The organism is Serratia sp. CY52157 (assembly GCF_052168495.1).
Taxonomy (GTDB): domain Bacteria; phylum Pseudomonadota; class Gammaproteobacteria; order Enterobacterales; family Enterobacteriaceae; genus Serratia; species Serratia ureilytica.
In genome coordinates, this window is the sequence record NZ_JBJNMO010000001.1 from 1,661,623 (window position 1) to 1,681,666 (window position 20,044).

General features: G+C 52.9%; 19 protein-coding genes. 12 read left to right on the forward strand and 7 right to left on the reverse strand.

Features of this window, described 5'->3' with window-relative positions; genetic code table 11:
- Positions 1-4: 4 nt before the first annotated feature.
- Complete coding sequence (locus tag ACJ8IP_RS07895; RefSeq protein WP_042785026.1) at positions 5-736, reverse strand: ATP-binding protein; 732 nt, start codon at positions 734-736, stop codon at positions 5-7.
- Between the two features lie 368 nt (positions 737-1,104).
- On the opposite strand from ACJ8IP_RS07895, the gene ACJ8IP_RS07900 reads away from it, so the two are divergent.
- The 10 genes from ACJ8IP_RS07900 (at position 1,105) to ACJ8IP_RS07945 (ending at position 11,090) form a co-directional block, all read left to right on the forward strand.
- Positions 1,105-1,830, forward strand: coding sequence for a hypothetical protein (locus ACJ8IP_RS07900; RefSeq protein ID WP_144236209.1), 726 nt, complete (start codon positions 1,105-1,107; stop codon positions 1,828-1,830).
- A 30-nt stretch (positions 1,831-1,860) separates the two neighbouring features.
- Positions 1,861-2,655, forward strand: coding sequence for a hypothetical protein (locus ACJ8IP_RS07905; RefSeq protein WP_442524357.1), 795 nt, complete (start codon positions 1,861-1,863; stop codon positions 2,653-2,655).
- A 72-nt stretch (positions 2,656-2,727) separates the two neighbouring features.
- Positions 2,728-4,065, forward strand: coding sequence for a lipopolysaccharide biosynthesis protein (locus ACJ8IP_RS07910; RefSeq protein WP_004935553.1), 1,338 nt, complete (start codon positions 2,728-2,730; stop codon positions 4,063-4,065).
- Positions 4,062-4,931, forward strand: coding sequence for a hypothetical protein (locus ACJ8IP_RS07915; RefSeq protein WP_033643767.1), 870 nt, complete (start codon positions 4,062-4,064; stop codon positions 4,929-4,931). The genes ACJ8IP_RS07910 and ACJ8IP_RS07915 overlap by 4 nt, the downstream gene beginning before the upstream one ends.
- A gap of 20 nt (positions 4,932-4,951) precedes the next feature.
- Positions 4,952-5,518: a YtfJ family protein gene (locus tag ACJ8IP_RS07920; RefSeq protein ID WP_442524385.1), complete on the forward strand. Its 567-nt coding sequence runs from the start codon at positions 4,952-4,954 to the stop codon at positions 5,516-5,518.
- 28 nt (positions 5,519-5,546) lie between these two features.
- Positions 5,547-6,617 (forward strand): LPS export ABC transporter permease LptF, encoded by a 1,071-nt coding sequence (lptF, locus tag ACJ8IP_RS07925; RefSeq protein WP_442524358.1) that lies wholly within the window; start codon positions 5,547-5,549, stop codon positions 6,615-6,617.
- Positions 6,614-7,693, forward strand: a complete 1,080-nt coding sequence (gene lptG / locus ACJ8IP_RS07930; RefSeq protein WP_442524359.1) for an LPS export ABC transporter permease LptG — start codon at positions 6,614-6,616, stop codon at positions 7,691-7,693. Before lptF ends, lptG begins: the two co-directional genes overlap by 4 nt.
- A gap of 223 nt (positions 7,694-7,916) precedes the next feature.
- Positions 7,917-9,419: a phospholipase gene (locus ACJ8IP_RS07935; protein ID WP_442524360.1), complete on the forward strand. Its 1,503-nt coding sequence runs from the start codon at positions 7,917-7,919 to the stop codon at positions 9,417-9,419.
- Positions 9,416-10,174 carry an ankyrin repeat domain-containing protein gene (locus tag ACJ8IP_RS07940; RefSeq protein ID WP_182264157.1) on the forward strand — a complete coding sequence of 253 codons (759 nt, stop codon included), beginning with the start codon at positions 9,416-9,418 and terminating at the stop codon, positions 10,172-10,174. The genes ACJ8IP_RS07935 and ACJ8IP_RS07940 overlap by 4 nt, the downstream gene beginning before the upstream one ends.
- 142 nt (positions 10,175-10,316) lie before the next feature.
- Positions 10,317-11,090, forward strand: a complete 774-nt coding sequence (locus tag ACJ8IP_RS07945; protein ID WP_101453905.1) for an ankyrin repeat domain-containing protein — start codon at positions 10,317-10,319, stop codon at positions 11,088-11,090.
- Positions 11,091-11,198: 108 nt separating this feature from the next.
- Here ACJ8IP_RS07945 and ACJ8IP_RS07950 read toward each other — a convergent pair whose 3' ends face one another.
- Entirely contained in the window at positions 11,199-12,506 is a 1,308-nt protein-coding gene (locus tag ACJ8IP_RS07950) for a serine hydrolase domain-containing protein (protein WP_442524361.1), read from the reverse strand.
- Between the two features lie 107 nt (positions 12,507-12,613).
- Between ACJ8IP_RS07950 and ACJ8IP_RS07955 the strand changes: the two genes are divergently transcribed.
- Entirely contained in the window at positions 12,614-13,519 is a 906-nt protein-coding gene (locus tag ACJ8IP_RS07955; RefSeq protein WP_442524362.1) for a LysR family transcriptional regulator, read from the forward strand.
- A 288-nt stretch (positions 13,520-13,807) separates the two neighbouring features.
- Here ACJ8IP_RS07955 and ACJ8IP_RS07960 read toward each other — a convergent pair whose 3' ends face one another.
- The 5 genes from ACJ8IP_RS07960 to ACJ8IP_RS07980 form a co-directional block, all read right to left on the reverse strand.
- The gene (locus ACJ8IP_RS07960) at positions 13,808-14,662 is read right to left on the reverse strand and encodes a hypothetical protein (RefSeq protein ID WP_369605870.1); all 855 of its coding nucleotides are present in this window, start codon (positions 14,660-14,662) and stop codon (positions 13,808-13,810) included.
- 341 nt (positions 14,663-15,003) lie between these two features.
- Positions 15,004-15,606 (reverse strand): site-specific integrase, encoded by a 603-nt coding sequence (locus ACJ8IP_RS07965; protein WP_197761561.1) that lies wholly within the window; start codon positions 15,604-15,606, stop codon positions 15,004-15,006.
- Positions 15,607-15,865: 259 nt separating this feature from the next.
- Positions 15,866-16,705, reverse strand: coding sequence for an HNH endonuclease (locus ACJ8IP_RS07970; protein ID WP_369605871.1), 840 nt, complete (start codon positions 16,703-16,705; stop codon positions 15,866-15,868).
- Positions 16,698-18,290, reverse strand: a complete 1,593-nt coding sequence (locus ACJ8IP_RS07975) for an AAA family ATPase (protein ID WP_197797337.1) — start codon at positions 18,288-18,290, stop codon at positions 16,698-16,700. The genes ACJ8IP_RS07970 and ACJ8IP_RS07975 overlap by 8 nt, the downstream gene beginning before the upstream one ends.
- 156 nt (positions 18,291-18,446) lie before the next feature.
- On the reverse strand, positions 18,447-18,680 hold the full coding sequence (locus ACJ8IP_RS07980; protein WP_197797336.1) for a hypothetical protein: 234 nt from the start codon (positions 18,678-18,680) through the stop codon (positions 18,447-18,449).
- A gap of 357 nt (positions 18,681-19,037) precedes the next feature.
- Between ACJ8IP_RS07980 and ACJ8IP_RS07985 the strand changes: the two genes are divergently transcribed.
- Positions 19,038-20,042: a LacI family DNA-binding transcriptional regulator gene (locus tag ACJ8IP_RS07985; RefSeq protein WP_004935582.1), complete on the forward strand. Its 1,005-nt coding sequence runs from the start codon at positions 19,038-19,040 to the stop codon at positions 20,040-20,042.
- Positions 20,043-20,044 lie beyond the last annotated feature (2 nt).

Sequence of the window (20,044 nt, forward strand, 5' to 3'; positions counted from 1 at the left end):
CGCCTCAGCGCGCAGCCGGTGATGCCCCATCAGCCGAATAGCGATACCCCTGCACCGCCATAAATTCCGAGATGGCTTTTTCCGCCGCCGAAAGCACCTCCTCGATCGGCCGATCGGCATCGAGATCCACGATGTCGGCGCCTTCGAAGGTCAATAACGGCGTGACGGCGATCTTCTTCTCCAGCGCCGCTTTGCGGTGATCGGGTTTACGGGCGCAGGCCACGTCCAGACTGACATTCAGCTTGAGCACCAGATCCGGTTTTTGCTTCGCCATCCACTGGAACGCCGCCCGCTCCCGCGCCGCCAGCCAACGGACGAAACGGCTGCCTTCAACATCGACGGGAAATACCGTGCCGTCATAAGCGCCGGGGATTTGCGCCTGCGGAAAACGGTCGGTCAGCACGATATACCCCTGCCGCCGAAACGCCAGCATGCGGCGAAACCGCAGCAGCCGCCGCCCCACGAAGGCGATGATCACCGCCGACGGCAACAGGCCGATGCGGGATTTCTTCGTTTTGACTTTTTTGGTATTGCTTTCGATAGCCTTGCCCACCGAACGCCCGAGCAGCGGCAGTTTCGCCGCCGCCCGCCCGACGTTGCCCGCCTGTTTGCCCAGATGCACCTGCACCGCCGGGCCATAATGTTTCACATATTCGATCAGATGTTCACAAACGGTGGACTTACCCGATCCGTCGCTGCCGATAACCGCAATCAGCGGCGGAAATTTTGCATTCATAATCAGACTCTCTTTCAATACACCAGAAACGGCATGCCCTATTTGAAACGAAATATCGCTCACGGCCGCGACGGCAGCGCGAAGATAATTGCCATGACGCCGCGCCAAACCGCACAAAAGATTAAGCGAAAATGGAAAACCTCTGCTTTTTTTTCGCCGTCAGCCAGGCCGAAAGTTAACATAAAAAGCGAAACCAGCTCACGCCCGGCCAATTAGCACAAAATAACAAGAACGAACGCCATAAATATCAATTCAAATAACAAACAGGAATACCGAACCCATTATTTTATCGCAGCAAAGCACAATAAATATCTTGAACCCAAGGCGTATTGGAATACAATAGTTTTTTTCGCATTGGATTAATTATTGTGAGTCAGCAGATAAGACCTTCATCTGATCGCTCGCCCGTGCGCGTAATAGCGATAACCGGCTGTGACGGCTCGGGAAAATCCACCCTGGCCGCCAGTCTGGTCGATGCCTTATCGGCGCAAGAACCTGCCGAACTGCTTTATCTCGGCCAGTCTTCCGGGCGTATCGGCGAATGGATCAGTTCGCTGCCGATTATTGGCGCGCCCTTCGGGCGTTATTTGCTGAAGAAATCGCAGCGCGTGCACGATCGCCCTGCTACGCCGCCTGATAATGCCACGGCGCTGGTGATCTTTTTACTTTCCTATTGGCGCGTTTTTAAATTCCGCCGCATGCTGAAGAAAAGTCGCCGCGGCGCATTGCTGATTACCGATCGTTATCCGCAGGCCGAAGTGGCGGGATTTCGTTTCGATGGCCCGCAGCTGGCGAAAACCGCCGGCGGCAATCGCTGGATACGCTGGCTGAGAAAACGCGAACAACGTCTGTACCACTGGATGGCGTCTTATCAGCCCTTATTATTAATTCGGTTGGATATTGACGAGCAAACGGCCTATTCACGCAAACCCGATCACTCGTTGGCGGCGTTGCGTGAAAAGATCGCCGTCATCCCGCACCTGACGTTTAACGGCGCTAACATATTGGATTTGGACGGCCGCGAGCCGGCCAAGCATATTTTCGATGCTTCGCTGCGCGCCGTTAAAATATCGCTGAGGGCCGCCAATGCCTAGCCGCCAAATAACCTTTTCGTACCGAAACAGATGAAAAAAAATAAACTCACTGCCGAGCAGGATACCTCTCACAGCTGCATCACCGGGCTGATTGCCGTGGTGGGCAGCGACGGCACGGGCAAGTCCACGCTGACCGCCGATCTGGTGAAAAACCTGCAGCAGCATCGCCCCACGCAGCGCCGCTATTTAGGGCTGATCTCCGGCGAAGACGGCGACAAAATCAAGAAATTGCCGTTCATCGGCGTGTGGCTGGAGCGGCGCCTGGCGGCCAAATCAGATAAAACCCAGCGCATGAGCAACAGGCCGCCGGCGCTGTGGGCGGCGCTGATCATGTACGGCTTTTCGCTGTGGCGCGCCGCCAACCTGCGCAAGGTGCGGCGGCTGGCGCAGAGCGGCGTGCTGGTGATCAGCGATCGCTACCCGCAGGCGGAAATTTCCGGTTTTTACTACGATGGGCCCGGCATCGGCGTGGAACGCGCAAAAGGCCGGCTATTGCGCCGCCTGGCGGCGCGCGAACGCCGTTTATATCAACGCATGGCCGTCTATCGGCCGGAGCTGATCATTCGCCTGGATATCGACGTCGATACGGCGTTTACCCGCAAGCCCGATCACAGCTATGAAGAGCTGAAAGACAAGATTTCCGCCATGGTGCGCCTGCAGTACAACGGCGCGCGCATCATCGAGCTGGATGCCAGAGCCCCTTACGACGAGGTGCTGAGCAACGCGCTCAACGCCATTTCCGCCGTAGTGAATCCCGCGAAGCGCCCACAGAGCGACATCGGGCAACCCGGCGAAAACGCCGGTAAAGAAACTCAGGTTTATTAAAAAGAGACAGGGCAAGCGCATGAGTGCGGAACACAAGATGCACAAAAATAACGATGATGGCTGGTTTAAGTTATGAAACGATGGTTTTCCGATGGCGCGTTTCGTTCCATTTTACGTAATGCCGCCTATTTAGGCTCCGGCAGCGTCGCCAGCGCACTGCTTGGCCTGCTGGCGCTCTCCTGCGCCGGTAAAGGCATGTCGCCTGAAATGTTCGGCGTGCTGGTGGTGATCCAGGCCTATACCAAAGCGGTCAGCGATTTCATCAAATTCCAGACCTGGCAGTTTGTGGTGCAATTCGGCACCCCGGCGCTGGAGCATCAAAATACCGGGCGCTTCCGCGACGTCGTCGCGTTCTCCTTCGGCCTGGATATCGCCAGCGGCGTCATCGCCGTGCTGGGCGGCATGATCATGCTGCCGTTCTTGTCACACGCCCTGGGGCTGGATAGCGAAAGCTTCTGGCTCGCCATGCTGTACTGCACCCTGATCCCGTCGATGACCTCGTCCACGCCGACCGGCGTGCTGCGCGCCTTCAACCGCTTCGATCTCATCGCCATCCAGCAGGCGATCAAGCCGTTCCTGCAGGCGGTGGGCAGCGTCATCTCCTATTATTTCGATCTGGGGTTCCCCGGCTTTATCGTCACCTGGTACGCCTCTAACCTGATCGGCGGCACGCTGTTTTGGTGGTTCACCGCGCGCGAGCTGCGCCGCCGCGATATCCACGGCGCGCTGAGACCGCGCCTGTTCAACGTCGCGCGCCGCATCGAGGGCGCCTGGAACTTCGTCTGGACCACCAACATCGCCCACACCATCTGGGCCGCGCGCAACTCCTGCACCACCGTGCTGGTGGGCGTGGTGCTCGGGCCGGCCGCCGCCGGGCTGTTCAAGATCGCCATGACCTTCTTCGATGCGACCGGCACCCCGGCCAAGCTGCTGGAGAAAAGCTTCTATCCCGAGATCATGCGTCTGGATCCGCGCACCAAGACCCCGTGGCTGCTGGGCCTGCGCTCTTCGCTGCTGGCCGGCGGCATCGGTCTGGCCGTCGCGGTGTTGATGTTGCTGGTGGGCAAGCCGCTTATTTCCGCGGTCTTCGGGCAGCAATACCTGGAAGCCTATGACCTGATTCAAATCATGCTGGGCGCGATCATCGTCTCGATGATGGGCTTCCCGCAGGAATCCTTGCTGTTTATGGCGGGCAAGCAGCGCGCTTTCCTGATCGCGCAGGCGACGGCCTCGGCGGCCTACATTGCGCTGCTGGTGTCGATGGCGTATGCCTTCGGCGTGCAGGGCGCCGCCTTCGCTTATTTACTGGGGCAATGTTTAGACGTGCTGTTATCCCTGATACCGACGATCGGCGCCTACCGCAATCGCTTTATGTTGGGGCTGAATGTGCCCAAAGAGAGTAATCAATGACCGCTAACACGAATTGGAAGAAGTTCTCCGCCGAAACCACCCAGGCGCTGTTTGTCGCCGTGGAAGAGGATGACCTGGTCGAGGCGAATATCAGCCTGCCGCAGCAGATCGATCTGGAATGCTCCCCCGAGAGCATCCGGGACAACTACGCGCTGTGCCTGCAGTTTTGGGAAGACGGCTTTTCCCGCCGCGAGCTGCTGCAACTGGTGAACGGTTTCCTGCAAGACCCGCAGTTGGCGGCGGCAACGCGCATGCGCTACAAATATATCCGCGCCCGCTATAAGCACCTGCGCTTCGCCCAGCAGCTGTACGGCGCGCCCCACCGCGCCAACCGCCTGTTCCACACCACCACCGTGGTGCTCGGCCATTTTCAGGACGCGTTTCGCAACGGCAACCAGAAGAACCTGACGCTGTACGGCAACCTGCTGCGGCTGCTGCTCAGCAAGCCGGTATGGTCTTACGTGCGCTATGCGCTGCGCCACACCCGTCTGGAAAGCGCACAGGGCTTTATCGCCTACCGCCAGGAGCAGATGCGCCAGCTGCAGACGCTGATCGCCGGCCCGGCGCTGACCGGGCATCAGTTCCACGACGTGCGCAAAATCGTCAGCCGCCAGGTGTCGTTTTACGACACGCTGAGATCGATCGATCCGGACAACCGCGAGGCCCGGCAGATCTCGCGCTTCCTGGCGGCGATTAACGGCCTGATGGGCGACCGGCACGACGTGATGGTGGCGGACAAGCTGGCCGGCGGCGATATCTATGACCGGCCGGCGACGCTGGACATCGACATCCGCCAGCGCCTGGAGCTGCTGCTGGCGCGTTTTCCGCTGTCGTTTTCCCCGTCGGCCGTCGCGGCCGGCAGATAAGCGCGTTGCCCGTAGCCATGATGACGTTACCTCGCTTGCTGGCCCTTGCGCTGCTGCTGTCGCCGCTGGCGGCGCCGGCGCATAACTTCGTGCATGGCCGGCCGGTGGCGCCGATCGCCATCGCCGATCGCGGCGAGCTGCTGCTGCGCAACGGCGATTTCAGCTACCGGCCGTGGAACAGCGCAAAACTGGCGGGCAAGGTGCGGGTGATCCAGTACATCGCCGGGCGCACCTCCGCCAAAAAGAAGAACTCGCTGCTGATCAACGCAGTCAATGACGCGAACCTGCCGGGCGACCGCTTCCAGCCCACCACCATCGTCAACACCGACGATGCGATACCGGGCTCCGGCTTCTTCGTGCGCGGCAAGATCGAGAAAAACAAACGGCATTATCCCTGGGCGCAATTTATCGTCGACAGCGACGGGCTGGGGCGCATGGCCTGGCGGCTGCCGGAGGAGAGCTCAACCATCGTGGTGCTGGACAAGGCCGGGCGCGTGCAGTGGGCGAAGGACGGCGCACTCACCCCGCAGGAAGTTGACCAGGTGATCGCCCTGCTGCGCGCGCTCATCGCGCAGGAGGCGCCATGAAGCGCACGCCGCCGGGAGCCGATGACGCATGCCTTTGATTGAACGCTATATCACGGTTGAGATCCGCCGCCTGGTGATGATGATCGCCGGGTTTCTGATCTTCATGTTCGCCAGCTACTCCGCCCAGCGCTACCTGACCGACGCCGCCAACGGCACGCTGGCGCTGCGGGTGGTGGCCGACGTGGTTTTCTATAAGTCGCTGATCGCGCTGGAGATGATATTGCCCGTCGCGCTGTATGTCTCGGTGGCGGTGGCGCTGAGCCAGCTGTACAGCGATGCGGAGATCACCGCCATGCTGGCCGCCGGCGCCAGCCCGTTGCGGCTGTACAAGGCGGTGCTGCTGCTCGCCGTGCCGCTGGCGATAGCGGTCACGCTGCTGTCGCTGTATGGCAGGCCCTGGGCGTACGCCAATATTTATCAGCTGCAACAACAGTCGCAGTCGGTGCTGGACGTGAGCCACCTGCAGGCCGACAAATTCAACGTCAGCGGCAACGGCCGCATGATCCTCGCCAGTCACGTCGATAAAACGGCCAACCACCTGACGGACGCCCTGATTTATGTGCGCGGCGGCCATCACACCAACCTGTATCGCGCGCAGTCGGTGGAGGTGCTCGACGCCTCCCCCGCCAGCCCCGCCGTGCGGCTGAAAACCGGCACCGCCTATGTGCTGGATCGTGAGGGCGCCGACGACAACGGGCAGAACTACGACAACTTCGACATCGCGCTCAAACCGTTCGTACCCAGCGCCGAGAGCCGGCACAAGTCGGCCTCGCCGGCGGAGCTGGCGCGCTCCGCCGATCCGGGCGACGCAGCCGAACTGCAATGGCGCGAGAGCCGCGGGCTGACCACCGTGCTGATGGTGCTGCTGGCGATCCCCTTTAGCCGCATCAAGCCGCGACAGGGACGCTACGCCGCGCTGCTGCCCCTGACGGTGCTGTTTACCGTGATTTTCTATGGCGGCAACATTTGCCGCACGCTGGTGGCCAACGGCTCTCTGCCGACGATCCCCGGCGTTTGGCTGGTGCCGATAGCGATGGCTGTCGGCATCGCCCTGCTGCTGGCGCGCGACTTATCCCTGCTGCGGACACCCTCCCGATGACTATTTTTAGCCGTTACCTGATCCGCAACGTGTTCATCGGCTTCGCCGCCGCGGCCGGGCTGCTCATCCCGCTGTTCACCACCTTTACGCTGATCAACGAGCTGGAGGACGTGACCCCGGGCGGCTACCGCTGGCAGCAGGCGCTGCTGGTGACCGTGATGACCCTGCCGCGCAGCCTGGTCGATCTGGGGCCGTTTATCGCGCTGCTCGGCGGCATCGTCGGGCTGGGACAGCTGTCGAAAACTCTGGAGCTGACCGCGATCCGCTCCGTCGGGATGTCGATATTCCGCATCGCGCTGGTGATGCTCGCCGCCGGGCTGCTGATGAACCTCTCGCTCGGCGCCCTCGATGAATGGGCCGCTTCGCCGCTGCAGCAACGCGCGCTGCAGATGAAGAACAACGCGCTGGCGCAGTCGAACAGTAATGATGTTACCGTTAACCCGCTGTGGGCGCGGCGCGGCAACGAGTTTGTTACGGTCAAAACCGTCGATGAGAACGACCAGCCCCACGGCATAGAGATCTTCCGTTATCAGGCCAACCGCGCGCTGGAATCTTACCTTTACGCCGACAGCGCCAGCACCGCCGCCGACGGCAGCTGGCTGCTGCACAACGTGATGCAGAAACGCTGGCAAGGCGGAAAGGAGACGATTGAGCGGCAAAGCAGCCTGCCGTGGCGCTCGCTGTTCGCCGTGCCGAGCCTGAAAGAGCTGACCCTGCCGGCGGGCAGCTTCTCGCTCCAACAGCTGGATCGCTATATCGATTACCTGCAGGGCTCAGGGCAGCCCAGCACCGAATACCGCCTGGCGCTGTGGAAAAAACTCGGCCAGCCCCTGCTGGTGCTGGCGATGATTCTGCTGGCCATCCCGTTTACCTTCACCGCCCCGCGCGCGCCCGGCATGGGCAGCCGATTAGCGCTCGGCGTCATCATCGGGCTGCTGACCTACATCGCTTACCAGATCGTCCTCAATCTGGGGTTGCTGTTCGCCCTCAACGCGCCCTTCACCGCCCTTGCCCCGCCGCTGTTGCTCCTGGCGTTGGCGCTGGCGCTGGTTTATCGGTTTGATCGGCGGGGTTAAAAACCCACAGCAGCCTTTGGAAAACAAGAACTTTCCGGTTAACATTTGGCCGGCTTTACAAATTGGCTTGAGCCGTTATCATCCCTTATCTGGTGTCCTATGCGCCGTTAGCTACCGCTGACTGCCGTTCGATAACATGCCCACTCAGGGCCCATCGAGTGCAAGGAGTGCGAGCGCCCGCCTGAACAGGCCAAGGTGCAGCAAGCAAAGGAAGAGACACGCAATGTTTTCCAGTTTGAAACTGCTGTATATCGCCGATGATATTATTTCACCTGATGAATTCCCCCGTATAGTCAGCCCTTCCCGCGCCTGTCACGGCCTTTCATACATGCCGGACAAAGACATTCTGTCGCTTTTTTCTGGTTTTCGCGGTGGTGAGCGGATCCGCCGTGAAGTTGGCGTTACGCAAAACGGAATAAGCTCTAACTTGCGCGCAAGAGTGCAGAGCGACCTGATGAGCGGCGTTGTCGTAGCGGTCGAAACCCGGCCCGGCGTGTTGGCGACGATGGGGCCATTTTACGCCGACATCGACGGCTACCTGATACCGCAGGAGAAACAAGAGCCAAACTACCCGGTGGACAAGATAGTGAGGCGGTACGAAGAGGCCGTGAAGTCTTACGGTGGCCGCCGGGCGCGCCCGTCCGTCTTCCCCGCACAAGTCACGCGGGCCAAACCGGCCCTTGGCCCGGATATCCCGGCGCAAGGTGGAAGAGCTTCACAGCAGGTCGTGTCTGGGCCCTTGACCAAGGCGCAACGCTGGCAAGAGCGAAAATACCTCATTGGCCGCGGGCAACGGAGTATCTACCCGGACGCCCGAATCGCCTCGGAACGCTTGGCGGCAAATAATGTCGCCGTCGAGAAGGCAAAGCTGGCGGAGAATATCTACAAGACCACGAATCCGCTAAAGGAGACTCCCGGCGTTCCTGAGGGCTGGAAAGATATCAGTAACGATAATGCGGCCCTCAGTAAAATTGGGCTAAACAGAAATATGCTCTTCGACAGAGATGAATCGCCGGATTTTTTGGCAAGGGTATATCAACCGGATAGCCGTGTTTTTGGTAAAGAGATGAATCCGACGGTCGTGTTCAGAGGTTCAAGAGCGCCAGAATTCCCGGAGGGAATCGGCAGCGCCGCCAAAAAGGCCCTTAGGGGCGATTTGTCAGGAATTAAGAATGTGAATGACTGGATAAATAATGGCGCGCAGGGGATGGGGGCGAGCTCTGATTATTATAAGCAGGCGGTTAAAATAGGATTACAAGTAAAGCACTCCTCCGGCGTCGATATTTCTGGTCATTCATTGGGCGGGGGAATGGCCTCAGCTGCATCAATGACCAGTGGGAAACCCGCCTGGACGTTTAATGCAGCCGGACTCCATCATGGAACTGTAGGGAAATACGGAGCTGAGATGATTGGTTCAGCCAAGAACATACAGGCCTATCGAGTGGAAGGTGAGCTGTTAACCACGTTACAGGAGGTTAATAACGAAAGTGATTATGAGCTTATAAAAAATGCCCTGCCCGACTCTTTGCAAAAACCCTGGGGCGTAGCATTGCCTTTCACCTTGAAAGAGTGGTCATCGCTGGCGATGCCTGATGCCGCCGGCATACCGCACACGCTTGCCGGTGGGACAGGAACCCTGCTCGATAAACACGGTATAGACCAGACAATAAAGTTGATTGAAGATCAGAAAGACGAGGACGTCGCCACTATCAGGGGGAGAATATGAGCAAGTTGATGATGGCCATGGCGTTACTGTTTACTGTTCTCATGATGCAAGGATGCAAAAAAAACATGGAATATGAGCCACAGGATTTTTTTGAAGGCCGTCAACTGGAAGTCGCGCAGCTGATTTATGATGGCGATGAAGTGAAACTGAAAGAGAAACTTCCCTCTGTCAGCAAGGAAGAACTGAACCGACAGGTTAAGGCGGACATGACCCTGCTGTTTTGGTCGGTGTTGAACTCAATCTACGATAAAAACACGCCGGAAAGGCTGAAAATAATAACCGACCTGGTAAAAGCGGGCGCAGACCCGCTGCAACCCAGACCAGAAGGGGGAAGCAGCCCAGCGGAGTTCGTCATGAAAGCCGACAAGGGGATTTGGGTCAAAGCCATGCTCGACGGCGGTTTACCGCCAAACGCAAAAGATAAGGTATTCAATGAACCCATTGTATTCCAAACAATCAAAGCCAAAAACACTGAAACGTTAAAGGTGATGCTGGAGTACGGAGCGGACATAAATATCAGAGACTCTTTGCAACAAACCTTATTAATGGATGCTTTTTTTAGCTCAGCCTTTGAGCACATGACCCTACTGCTCAATCGGGGTGCGAATCCTAACCCAGTAAATATAAACAATCTTTCGCTGTTAACAGCAGTGAATCGGCAAATAAAAGACAGCCAAGATGGCTCAGAATACAATGAACAGTGTAAGAAAATACTCGAACTCATGCTTTTGAAAGGGGCAAAGGAAACGCAGTAATTTCACCAACTCGGTTCTGACAGCTGCCGGGTATTTATACCGGGGCTGTCAGATTGCATCTGTTTTCCGATACACACGCTATAGACCACACAAATAAAACTGATTGAAGAGACGAGGGTGTCACCATTCTCAGGGGGAGAGTATGAGCAAATTGATAATGGCAATAGCGCTACTGTTTACTGTCCTCATGGTGCAAGGATGCAACAAAAGCATGGAATATGAGCCACAGGATTTTTTTGAAGGCCGGCAGCTGGACATCGCACAGCTGATTTATGATGGCGATGAAGTGAAACTGAAAGAGAAGCTTCCCTCTATAAGCAAGGAAGAACTGAATCGACCAGTGAAAGCAGACATGACCCTGCTGTTTTGGTCGGTGCTAAACGCAATCTACGATAAAAATACGCCAAAAAGACTGAGGATTATTACTGAGTTGGTTAAAGCGGGTGCAGACCCGTTGCAGCCCAGACCGGAAGGGGGAAGCAGCCCGGCGGAATTTGTCATGAAAGCCGACAAGGGAATTTGGATCAAGGCCATGCTCGACGGTGGTTTACCGCCAAACGCAAAAGATAAGGTATTCAATCAACCCATTATATTCGAAGCGTTAGAAGCGAAAAACCCTGAAACGTTAAAGGTGATGCTGGATTATGGTGCGGATATAAATACAATGGATTCATTGGGGAATACCTTGTTAATAAACTCCCTAGACTATCGCTCGTTTGATCATACGATTCTTTTATTGGAAAGAGGTGCAGATAATAAAATCAAGGGTAAGTTTGGTTGGACTATGGGCAATCAGCTCCAACGCTTTATAGATAGAGGGGTAGGCGATGCCGAGGATAAGGAGAAAATTAACAAGATAAAAGAGTTATTAATTAAAAACGGTGGAGACTGGCCTCCTCTACCTGTAGAGAATTGATACTCCCCTACCCTACGGCATGGATAGGTCGACGTCGAAGACATGTAATATACCGCTCAGGGGCGAAATGGCAACCGCCCCTGCTCGCTCTGCCGATAGTTGCCGACGTTAACGCAACTCCTTCGCTATCGCGCTAAACATCAGCGACGCCTCCAGCGGTTGCGCGCTGAAAGAAGGCTCCGCCTGCGGCCAGGTGGACCACTGGACGATCACCAGATTCTCCGCCTGATTCACCATGATCATCTGGCCGAAGATCCCCAGCGCCCACAGGGAATGCTTGAGGGACGCCTGCGGAGCGGGTTCTACATTAGTCGCATTGGCCGGCACTTCGTTGTTCCACCATTGGAAGCCGTAAATGCCGTTGGGATGCGCCGCCGATACCGAGCCCGCCGCCCGCGTCCAGTTGGACGACTGGGCTACCCAATCGGCCGGCAGGATCTGTTTGCCGTTCGGCAACGTCCCGTTATGCAGAATGAACTCACCGAAGCGCCCCCAGTCTTCCAGCGTGGCGTTGAACCCGTGCGCGCCCACGTCGTGCTGGCCTTTGGCGTAGGCATGCCACACGCCGTCGCTGGCCATGCCGTACGGCTGCCAGATGCTTTGCTCAAGATAGGCCGCCAGCGGCATGCCGGTGGCGCGTTCCAACACGTCGCCCAGCAGCCAGGCACCGCCGGAGGAGTAAGACCAGTTCTGCCCGGCCGGATGCGCACGCTGCAAACCGGCCACCAGCTTGCGCACGCAGGCATAGGCGCCGGGCCTGGCTTCACACTCGGTCAGCTGCGCGAAGTCCGATTTCGGGTTAGTGTAATCCTCATTCCACGCCACGCCGGAGGTGTGGGTAATCAGCTGCCTGAGGGTCACGCCATCCCACGCGGTGCCTTTCAGATCGGGTTCGTATTGCGTGATGAGATCGTCGAGCGAGCGGATCTTGCCCTGTTTAATCGCCACGCCCACCAGCGTGGCGACCACGGATTTGCCCACCGAGCGCGACGTCCACAGGGTGGCGTCGGTATTGCCCTGCCCCAGATATTTCCAGGCGATTTTGCCGTCTTTCAGCACCAGCATGCCGCTGACGTTCTGGCGCTGCAGGTAATCCTGCAGGTGGTAGGTTTTGCCATTCACCCGATAGCTGGCGTCCGTTAGCTGTTTAGCGGCAGCCACCAGCGGTATGGCATTGCCGTGATGAAACACATCCCCGGCATAGTTGCGGTAGTCGTTACGAAAACCGATCACCCGGTCGCTCTGGCTCCAGGTGAGCATCTTGTGCGCGTCCGGCAATTGCGCATCGAAAGGCGCGGGACAGGCGCTGAGTTCGGTACCCGCACAGGCGGCCAGCGCGGCGGGTGCCAGCAGGCCGCTGCAGAGACTGATGACAACGCCCGCCAGCAGGCTGCGGTTAAACACTTTGCTTTTCATATTTTTTCTCGCTTAGCTCAGGAAGGCGTTCAGCTTAAAAAAACGCGGCCTATAATAAAAAACGCCTGATGGGGGAAAATCCCCCGCAAAATCGACGGGGGAACCGCGTGCCGAGCCTGATTTATTCCTTTGCCCAACTGGAAGCCTTCACCGCCGTGGCCGAGCACGGCAGCCTGGCGAAAGCCGCGCTCAAGCTGGGCAAAGACCGCACGACGCTGCGCGATTTGATTGATTTTCTCGAGGATGGGCTGGGCTATGCGCTGTTCCTGCGCGAGGGGCGCAGCCTGCACCTGACGCCGGAAGGCGAACAGCTGCAGCGCCAGGCGCACCTGCTTATGCGCCAGGTGAAAGCGTTTGAGGCATTTGCCAAAGACGTGCCCAAGAGCGCGGCGCAGGAAATCTCGCTGGTCTACGATCCCTTTACCCCCCGCGCGTTGCTGCAGGCGCTGATTGCCGCTATGGCCCAGCGCAACACGCGCCTGAGCCTGATTAACGCCTCGCGCGACGAGGCGGAAAGGCTGCTGGCAAGCGGCCAGGCCGATCTGGGCATCTGCCAGGCGCGCCACCGCAGCGTGGGCGACACCATGGAGTGGCGCGCCTTAGGGGCGATAGAGATGGATTTTTACGCCGCCGAAACGCTTTTCCCCGGCGCGGAACAGCCGCTTTCACTGCTGGAGCTCTCGCTCGCGCCGCAGGTGATCATGCACCCGGATTCTGACGAACCGGTGGCGCGCCGCCTGCAAATTTCCGGGCACACAATATTTACCAACGAGCTGGAAATGCTGCGCGCCCTGCTCGAACAGGGCTGCGGCTGGGGATTCCTGCCGACGCATATGCATGCCGAACAGTGGAAAAACGTCAACACGCTGCGCACCGAAGTCGGCAGCCAGGGGATCAGCCAAACCATGGTGACCATCTGGAAGCCGGGCAATGACCGGCGGGCGCTGATTGATGAGACGCTGGCGCTGTTGCCGGGGTTGTGGCGGGGGTTGGGGGTGAAAAGTCGCGGCTAGATTAGCGGTGTTTTTACTGGTAATCGAGAGTAGAGCTCATCAGCTGCGTTGTTTATCCGAACGTTCTTAAGCGGGGCACGCTGTTTTCCCCAATGAGAGTCCCTCACCACCATCGCTCCAGCGCTACTGGCGCTGGTTTATTGATTTGATACGCGGCATTAGAGGGGCGGCTTTGAGCGAGGAGCAGACGTTGTTAACGTCCTTTTTTGTTGAGGAGATTATGGTCGAGCCATAAACGACTCCTCAATGATTCATCAAATATTTGGCAATTTAGAACGCCTTATAAAACTATTGTAGGTCTATATATATTCTTATAATTCTTCCTTTATATTGCTCTCCCATTATCCTATATGCACCATCGCCAAAAACAGTTTTTATACATAGGGCTGCACCTAAATTCCCATTATCAAATGGGAGAATATCAAAACCTGCATTTGTAAGAGTAGCGTATGCTGCACCTGCATAAGAATACGATAATTGACGATTTTCTTTTATTAAAGATAGACTCCCGTCTTTTATTAGCTGATTTATATCTTTGTTGTACGGCGAGAGAATTTCATCAAACCTATTAAAATCACGTCCAAATTTAAATACATCTCCAGATTGAGGGTCTATATATGAATCCTCTCTAACATATTCAATATTTTTCCATTCCGTATCAATATAGCACGGATCTGTAATCATTAGAGAGCCAGAGTCAACAAAAACTTCACCTAAATCTATCAATTCAACTTCTGATTCTGGGATTATAACTTCATCATCAATATCTAAGTCATAGTAGGTTAGTGCTCTACTAAAATATTTTGCTTTTTCAAGTTCTGAATTTAGTTTGTCTAATTGTCTGTTTTTATCTTCAATTTCGCTCTTGTTTTTTATCGTATCTTCATTTAACCTTAATAATTCTTGCTCTCTTAGTTTTATTCTATTAGCCAATACTCCCTCAAAAAACTCAGGAGACTTTTTCTCTAATTCGGTAGCTTTGTCTTTCCAAAAAATCAAGTTTTTTTCTGAAACTTTGATTTGTTCATCTTTTAACTTTATTTCTGCTTTTATATTTTTTACATAAGCAAGATAAAGCCAGCCCAAAACAGTCAAAACTATTCCATTTGTTCCTAGTTGCAAATAATCAATTAGGACCTTCATGCACACCCCTCTAATTTTCTATGCTTTAAAATTGGTTTTTGGCATTTAATAACACTCATTATTAAATGATATCATAACCGTTTTTATGCTCCAATGAAAAAATGATATAACATTAACGAAGTATCTTGGTTTTGATTCAACATGATTACTTACAAAACCTTGATTTAATTTCACGTAAACGAATGACCTTCGTTAATATACAGCCTAACTAAGAATAATATGACTTCTATAGTCTATAGTTAGCTTATATGTGCAACAGTTATGATTCCACGTTACTTTTCTGCTAACCCGTTGATTATGTGAGCTCTTGGCACAGGGCTGCTGTTGCAGCCCTGACAACCTTAGACTTCGATTGATTCAGAGATCTCTAATGCATCATCGACTTCAATGCCCAGATAACGGACTGTGCTTTCCAGTTTCTTATGGCCCAACAGAAGTTGGATCACCCGGAGATTCTTGGTTTTCTTGTAGATTAGGTAAGGTTTTGTTCTTCTCATGGAATGTGTGCTGTAAAGTGAATCATCAAGACCAAGCTTTTCTACCCACCCATGAAAAATTCGGTTGTATTGCCGGGTTGATATGGACTGGTTAGTTCCGACTCGGGACCGAAACAAGAAGTCTTTACTATGCAAATTGTCATGCTTTATCAATGCAGCAACAGCTTCTCTTGTCCCTTTGGTTATCTCAAATTGCACAGGGCTACCGGTTTTCTGTTGCAACACCGTAGCTCTGCTTGAAACAGAGCTACCATATGCAACATCAGATACTTTGAGTTTGAACAGATCACAGCCTCGGAGCTTACTGTCCAAGGCCATATTGAACAGAGCCAAATCGCGCGTTTTACCTTCCAGTTCAAGCCGTATTCGGATCCCCCAGATATGAGATAACTGAAGTGGTCTTTTTTGGCCGATGATACGGTCTTTGTTCCACGGTGACGTGTTCATACTCAAATCTCCTGCAATGTGGGAGATTTGAGTATGGTTGTCCCTTATGAGCGAACATCGGAAGTTCACAGTTGATCTTGCAGCCAAATAGTCGCATTACTAACACTGCTGCGTGTTAATCAACGGGGAGCAGGTCACCTGACGGGTGTCAGATGACGCTAGCTAGAAGTATTGCGTTACTTTAATAGTTAAATCACTGAAGCGATTGTTTTTTATTCACTCTAATCGTGTATTAAAGTGATACAAATAGAACATCATATTAAATATTTGAAAATCCACCTTCTATATACCATCTTTCGTTAATTAACTTGCTAAATAATGCATACTCCCAAGAGTCAGGTCGACGACTGACCATTCTTTGTTGATCAATAAGTTCCTCATAAACCGAATCCCAATCATTAATTTCCAGAAGCGGCTGGAAGTTGTTTTTCATATCCTCTAATCTGACTATTGCATTTGAAGAATAAAGCTCATCTAGTTTCAAACGTCTGAAATGGCTTTTAAGTTTCTCGTCTGCACCGTTTCCTAAGTGAAGGTTATTTTTACATACGTAAGTCAACTCAATAGGGTTAATGCTTGTGAATCTAACTTCAAACCATTGTGCTTGTGAAAAGTCATCATAATAAGGATGAATGAATTGTTTATTCAGTTGGTTAGGCATCGTGTGTTTTTTAGCTTCGTTACATCTGGAGCAGATAGGCACGAGGTTTTTTGGGAAGACAGAATAAAGAAAATAACTTGATTTGGGCACATGATGGTCTAAGGCTGTTACTATACTTTCCGAACACATAGGACATTTTTTTCTTGGCGCCGAAGCCAAAATTCTATCATAGTCATCGCGGCAACGGCCTGTTTTGCCTACAAGTTGTTTGGTGTAAAGACTTTTCATAAAATCTGCGTTCAGATTTCCATATGCCAGTGAACGCGGGATCGTATAGCCCGTACTCGCAGTCATCAAACGATCATAGTCTTGATAAATCTGTGTGAAATATGGAATTGCACCCATCAATTCCTGTGCTAATAAATCATCAGTACAAACTAAAGCACAGTTAGTAAGTATGTTTATATCATTGATTGTTGGCTTATTTATATTAATCATCGCTATCCCTTTTTTTATTATTTATAAGGGACCGGGCTAACGCTCGTGCTTCTCCACCTAATTTATTGCTAAAATAATTATTTACTTCATCAAATGTAGCAGATTTTTCACAGGCGTCCGCTATCATTTTATAAAAGCCAGTGTTCACGACTTCATGGCTGAATACTTCACGTGTCAGAGTTCCGACATTTTCCCCAAACGTCTCAATTTGCGGCCGGTCGGCACTGACATACTGACCTGTCCTGTTTAATATCCATACACAGTCTGAGCGAACCTCCTGAAGAACTACCGGAGAGTGTGTAGCAACAATTGCTACTCCGTTTCTTTCACTCATAAGATGTGACACAGCACGGATATAAGCAGAAATCAACGGAGGGTGCAGGTGAGCCTCTGGTTCGTCAATGAGAGTCAGGGATCTGTCTTCTGTTACCTCAACCAATTTAGTGATGCTGAGTAGCGTAACAAGATGACCTGAGCTCAACTTATTCAAAAATGTTTTTACAATCTCTCTCCAGTCCTTTGTATAGTCTTTATCCTCGAATTGCGCGAGTTTCGAAACCCCTGCTTCAGAAAAAAGAGGGTCATTCTCTAAAATATTTAGACATTCCTCCCATCTTTTCCTTCGTACTCCTACTAAACATTCCTGCATACTACTGCAAAACTCTACGTGCAGTTCATCTGAACTTTTCGGTCTTAGTTTCTGTTCTTTATCATTCCCTCTCAAGTCTAGTACCATCAAGCCTATATACTGATATTTAACGCCAGAGGGTAGTATATTCGATCCTACAGGACCAAATCTGTCAAATGGGCTATATGAACATAAGTTGAGGGAGTTAAAATAAGTACTATTATCCTCCCACGTGACACCTTCCTTTACTTGAAGTGAGCCAACAGGATTTTCATTGCCTGTATTAAGTTTTATTATACCTTTAATAAATCCTGAAAATAAGGTGGTTTTCCCTACTCCGTTTCTGCCAATTACAGCTTGGATATTGCTCTGTGGCATGTCTTTATTATTTACGCTAAATTCCAATCTAATTTCACTCTCATTGACATCTTTGTTTGGGAAAAGATATGAGAAGTTGAAAGGCTTATTGTGATCTTCTTCATAAGCTATTGCGTGCAAAGATTCTTTAATATTTCTTTCACTGACGTCCCTTAAAAGAGACTCCTTCATGGCAGGGTGAGATTTGTAATTTTCATAAATCCCCAAATTATAAGCACAATCCCTAATGCCCTTTAATATTTCAATTCTTATATTGATTGAGATCTGATTGAGTGTTTCATAAAAGTTCTCGCTCTGCCCTAGAGAGAAAAAATTTTCATCTAATGAAGGGAATTCCTCAGGTAAGTCAGGTGTATAAAAAGGCTGTCCCTTTTCATCTTCTGAAAGAGCAGATAACTCCTTCATACCTTTGCTAGCTATTTTTGTGTTACCAATTTTGTATAATTCACCCGTATCATTACTATAAAACATAGTAAAAAGAGTTTCCCAGTAAAACCAGTCATTCCAAGAGTCTTTAACTAGGTAAACCGTGTCTTTTTCTGACTTATCTGGCATGTTTTTTACTTTTCTAAATTTCATAACCTCCCCCCGCTATAATGAGATGTATTTCGAATCTATTGTATAAAGCACTGCATCTTTACAAATTTCATCAAATAGATTAAAACTAATAAATTAGATTATTAAGAGTCTCGGGATAGCTTTCTGAACTTATATAGGCCAGAAAGCTCGTCCTGATCAAAGCTCGTCGAAAGTATCAAGCTTGCAAAAGCTCACCAAGATATTATCATGTTTTCTCTTGAAGTCTTCGCTTACGGCAGTCTGTGACTCAGCAAACAGAAGTACAAAGTGATCATCACCCCATTGCTTAAGTCGGCCAAAGGTAAGCCCTCCATCAAAGCTAAGCTCGGTTTCATCTGAGAGCCCTGACAGCTCATGTCGCAAGTCACCCACAGTAAATTTCATGCCCATCTATATTGCTCACTTTAGTTAAGTTGAGAATTTATTGTAACGGCATATATAAAACATGCATCCTCTGTCAACTGTAACCTGTTCCCCGCAGATTAGTACATCTTGGTGTTAGCAATGTCTGCTCCTGGCACAAAGCTGCCATTGATACCTAGCTTCGAACATGAAACACACCTTATCAAATTCCCCCGCAACAAAATATAGCCACATAAAATGATTAAATTCATAATTAATAAACCAACGACATTATTACATATATTTTTATTCCATTATTTTCCCTCCCCCCCACTCCCCCCTAGCACCGCCCCCGCCCTTTCCCTACAATAAGGGATCTGTTGAGGCATAACGCAAGGAAAGACGGTGTCGAAAGCCAATCCCAATGCCACTATCGTGGATATCGCCCGCCGCGCCAGGGTGACCAATATCACCGTTTCCCGCGCCTTCAATAAGCCCGAGCTGGTCAAGCCGGAAACCCGCGAGCGCATTCACGCCATCGCCAAAGAGCTGAACTATGTGCCCAACGCGTTCGCACAGGGGCTGAAAAGCAGCAGCAGCCAGATTATCGGCATCGTCACCAGCAGCATGTACAACCCGTTCTATTCCGGCCTGATCAAGACCGTGTCGCGCATTGCGCGCCAGCAGGGCTACCAGATCATGCTGTTCGACACCGACGGCAGCGAAGAGGCGGAAATGCGCGCCATTCAGGCGCTGTTCGGCTATAAGGCGCGCGGCATCCTGCTGTCGGCGGTGCGCGACGACAAGCGCTACCGCCCCGCCTATCTCGAGCTGGCCGAGGTGTACGGCGTGCCGCTGATCCTGATCGACCGCGATCTCTACGATCAGCAGCTGAGCGGCGTGTTCCTCGATAACCGCGAGATCGGCGTGCTGGCCGGGCGCTATCTGGCGGAACAGCCGGAGCAGAAGTTGCTGATTATCGGCGGCCCGGCGGATTCGGAGATCACCTTAACGCGCACCGCCGGCATCGTCGCGGCCTTGCAGGGCAGCGGCCGTGAGATTCATATCATCAACGGCGACTACGATTTCACCTCGCAAGAGAGCGAAGTGCGCGCCTATCTGGCGCAGCCGGAGAACCGCCCGGATTACATCATCGGCCTGAACGGCATCATCACGCTGGGCGCCATCGCCATCTGCCACGAGATGGGGCTCTATCAGCAGGTGAAGTTCTTCTCAATAGACGAGCCGCCGCGCGCCGGCGCTTACGGCCTGCACATTCCGGGGGTGTATCACGATACGCAGAAACTGGGGGAGATCGCCGCGGAGCTGCTGTTCAGCGCCATTAACAGCCCGCGCGGCGAGTTGCCGGTGCGCAGAGAGTTCTTCACCGGCTCGCTGTTGAATCGCTGACG

Bases quoted from the DNA above. Each gene is read 5' to 3' on its own strand.
- ACJ8IP_RS07980 (WP_197797336.1), bottom strand. From the start codon at position 18,680: ATGGGCATGAAATTTACTGTGGGTGACTTGCGACATGAGCTGTCAGGG.
- ACJ8IP_RS07920 (WP_442524385.1), top strand. From the start codon at position 4,952: ATGACGTTACCTCGCTTGCTGGCCCTTGCGCTGCTGCTGTCGCCGCTG.
- ACJ8IP_RS07960 (WP_369605870.1), bottom strand. From the start codon at position 14,662: ATGAAGGTCCTAATTGATTATTTGCAACTAGGAACAAATGGAATAGTT.
- lptF (WP_442524358.1), top strand. From the start codon at position 5,547: ATGCCTTTGATTGAACGCTATATCACGGTTGAGATCCGCCGCCTGGTG.
- ACJ8IP_RS07950 (WP_442524361.1), bottom strand. From the start codon at position 12,506: ATGAAAAGCAAAGTGTTTAACCGCAGCCTGCTGGCGGGCGTTGTCATC.
- ACJ8IP_RS07970 (WP_369605871.1), bottom strand. From the start codon at position 16,705: ATGATTAATATAAATAAGCCAACAATCAATGATATAAACATACTTACT.
- ACJ8IP_RS07935 (WP_442524360.1), top strand. From the start codon at position 7,917: ATGTTTTCCAGTTTGAAACTGCTGTATATCGCCGATGATATTATTTCA.
- ACJ8IP_RS07910 (WP_004935553.1), top strand. From the start codon at position 2,728: ATGAAACGATGGTTTTCCGATGGCGCGTTTCGTTCCATTTTACGTAAT.
- lptG (WP_442524359.1), top strand. From the start codon at position 6,614: ATGACTATTTTTAGCCGTTACCTGATCCGCAACGTGTTCATCGGCTTC.
- ACJ8IP_RS07945 (WP_101453905.1), top strand. From the start codon at position 10,317: ATGAGCAAATTGATAATGGCAATAGCGCTACTGTTTACTGTCCTCATG.
- ACJ8IP_RS07940 (WP_182264157.1), top strand. From the start codon at position 9,416: ATGAGCAAGTTGATGATGGCCATGGCGTTACTGTTTACTGTTCTCATG.
- ACJ8IP_RS07975 (WP_197797337.1), bottom strand. From the start codon at position 18,290: ATGAAATTTAGAAAAGTAAAAAACATGCCAGATAAGTCAGAAAAAGAC.
- ACJ8IP_RS07895 (WP_042785026.1), bottom strand. From the start codon at position 736: ATGAATGCAAAATTTCCGCCGCTGATTGCGGTTATCGGCAGCGACGGA.
- ACJ8IP_RS07915 (WP_033643767.1), top strand. From the start codon at position 4,062: ATGACCGCTAACACGAATTGGAAGAAGTTCTCCGCCGAAACCACCCAG.
- ACJ8IP_RS07905 (WP_442524357.1), top strand. From the start codon at position 1,861: ATGAAAAAAAATAAACTCACTGCCGAGCAGGATACCTCTCACAGCTGC.
- ACJ8IP_RS07965 (WP_197761561.1), bottom strand. From the start codon at position 15,606: ATGAACACGTCACCGTGGAACAAAGACCGTATCATCGGCCAAAAAAGA.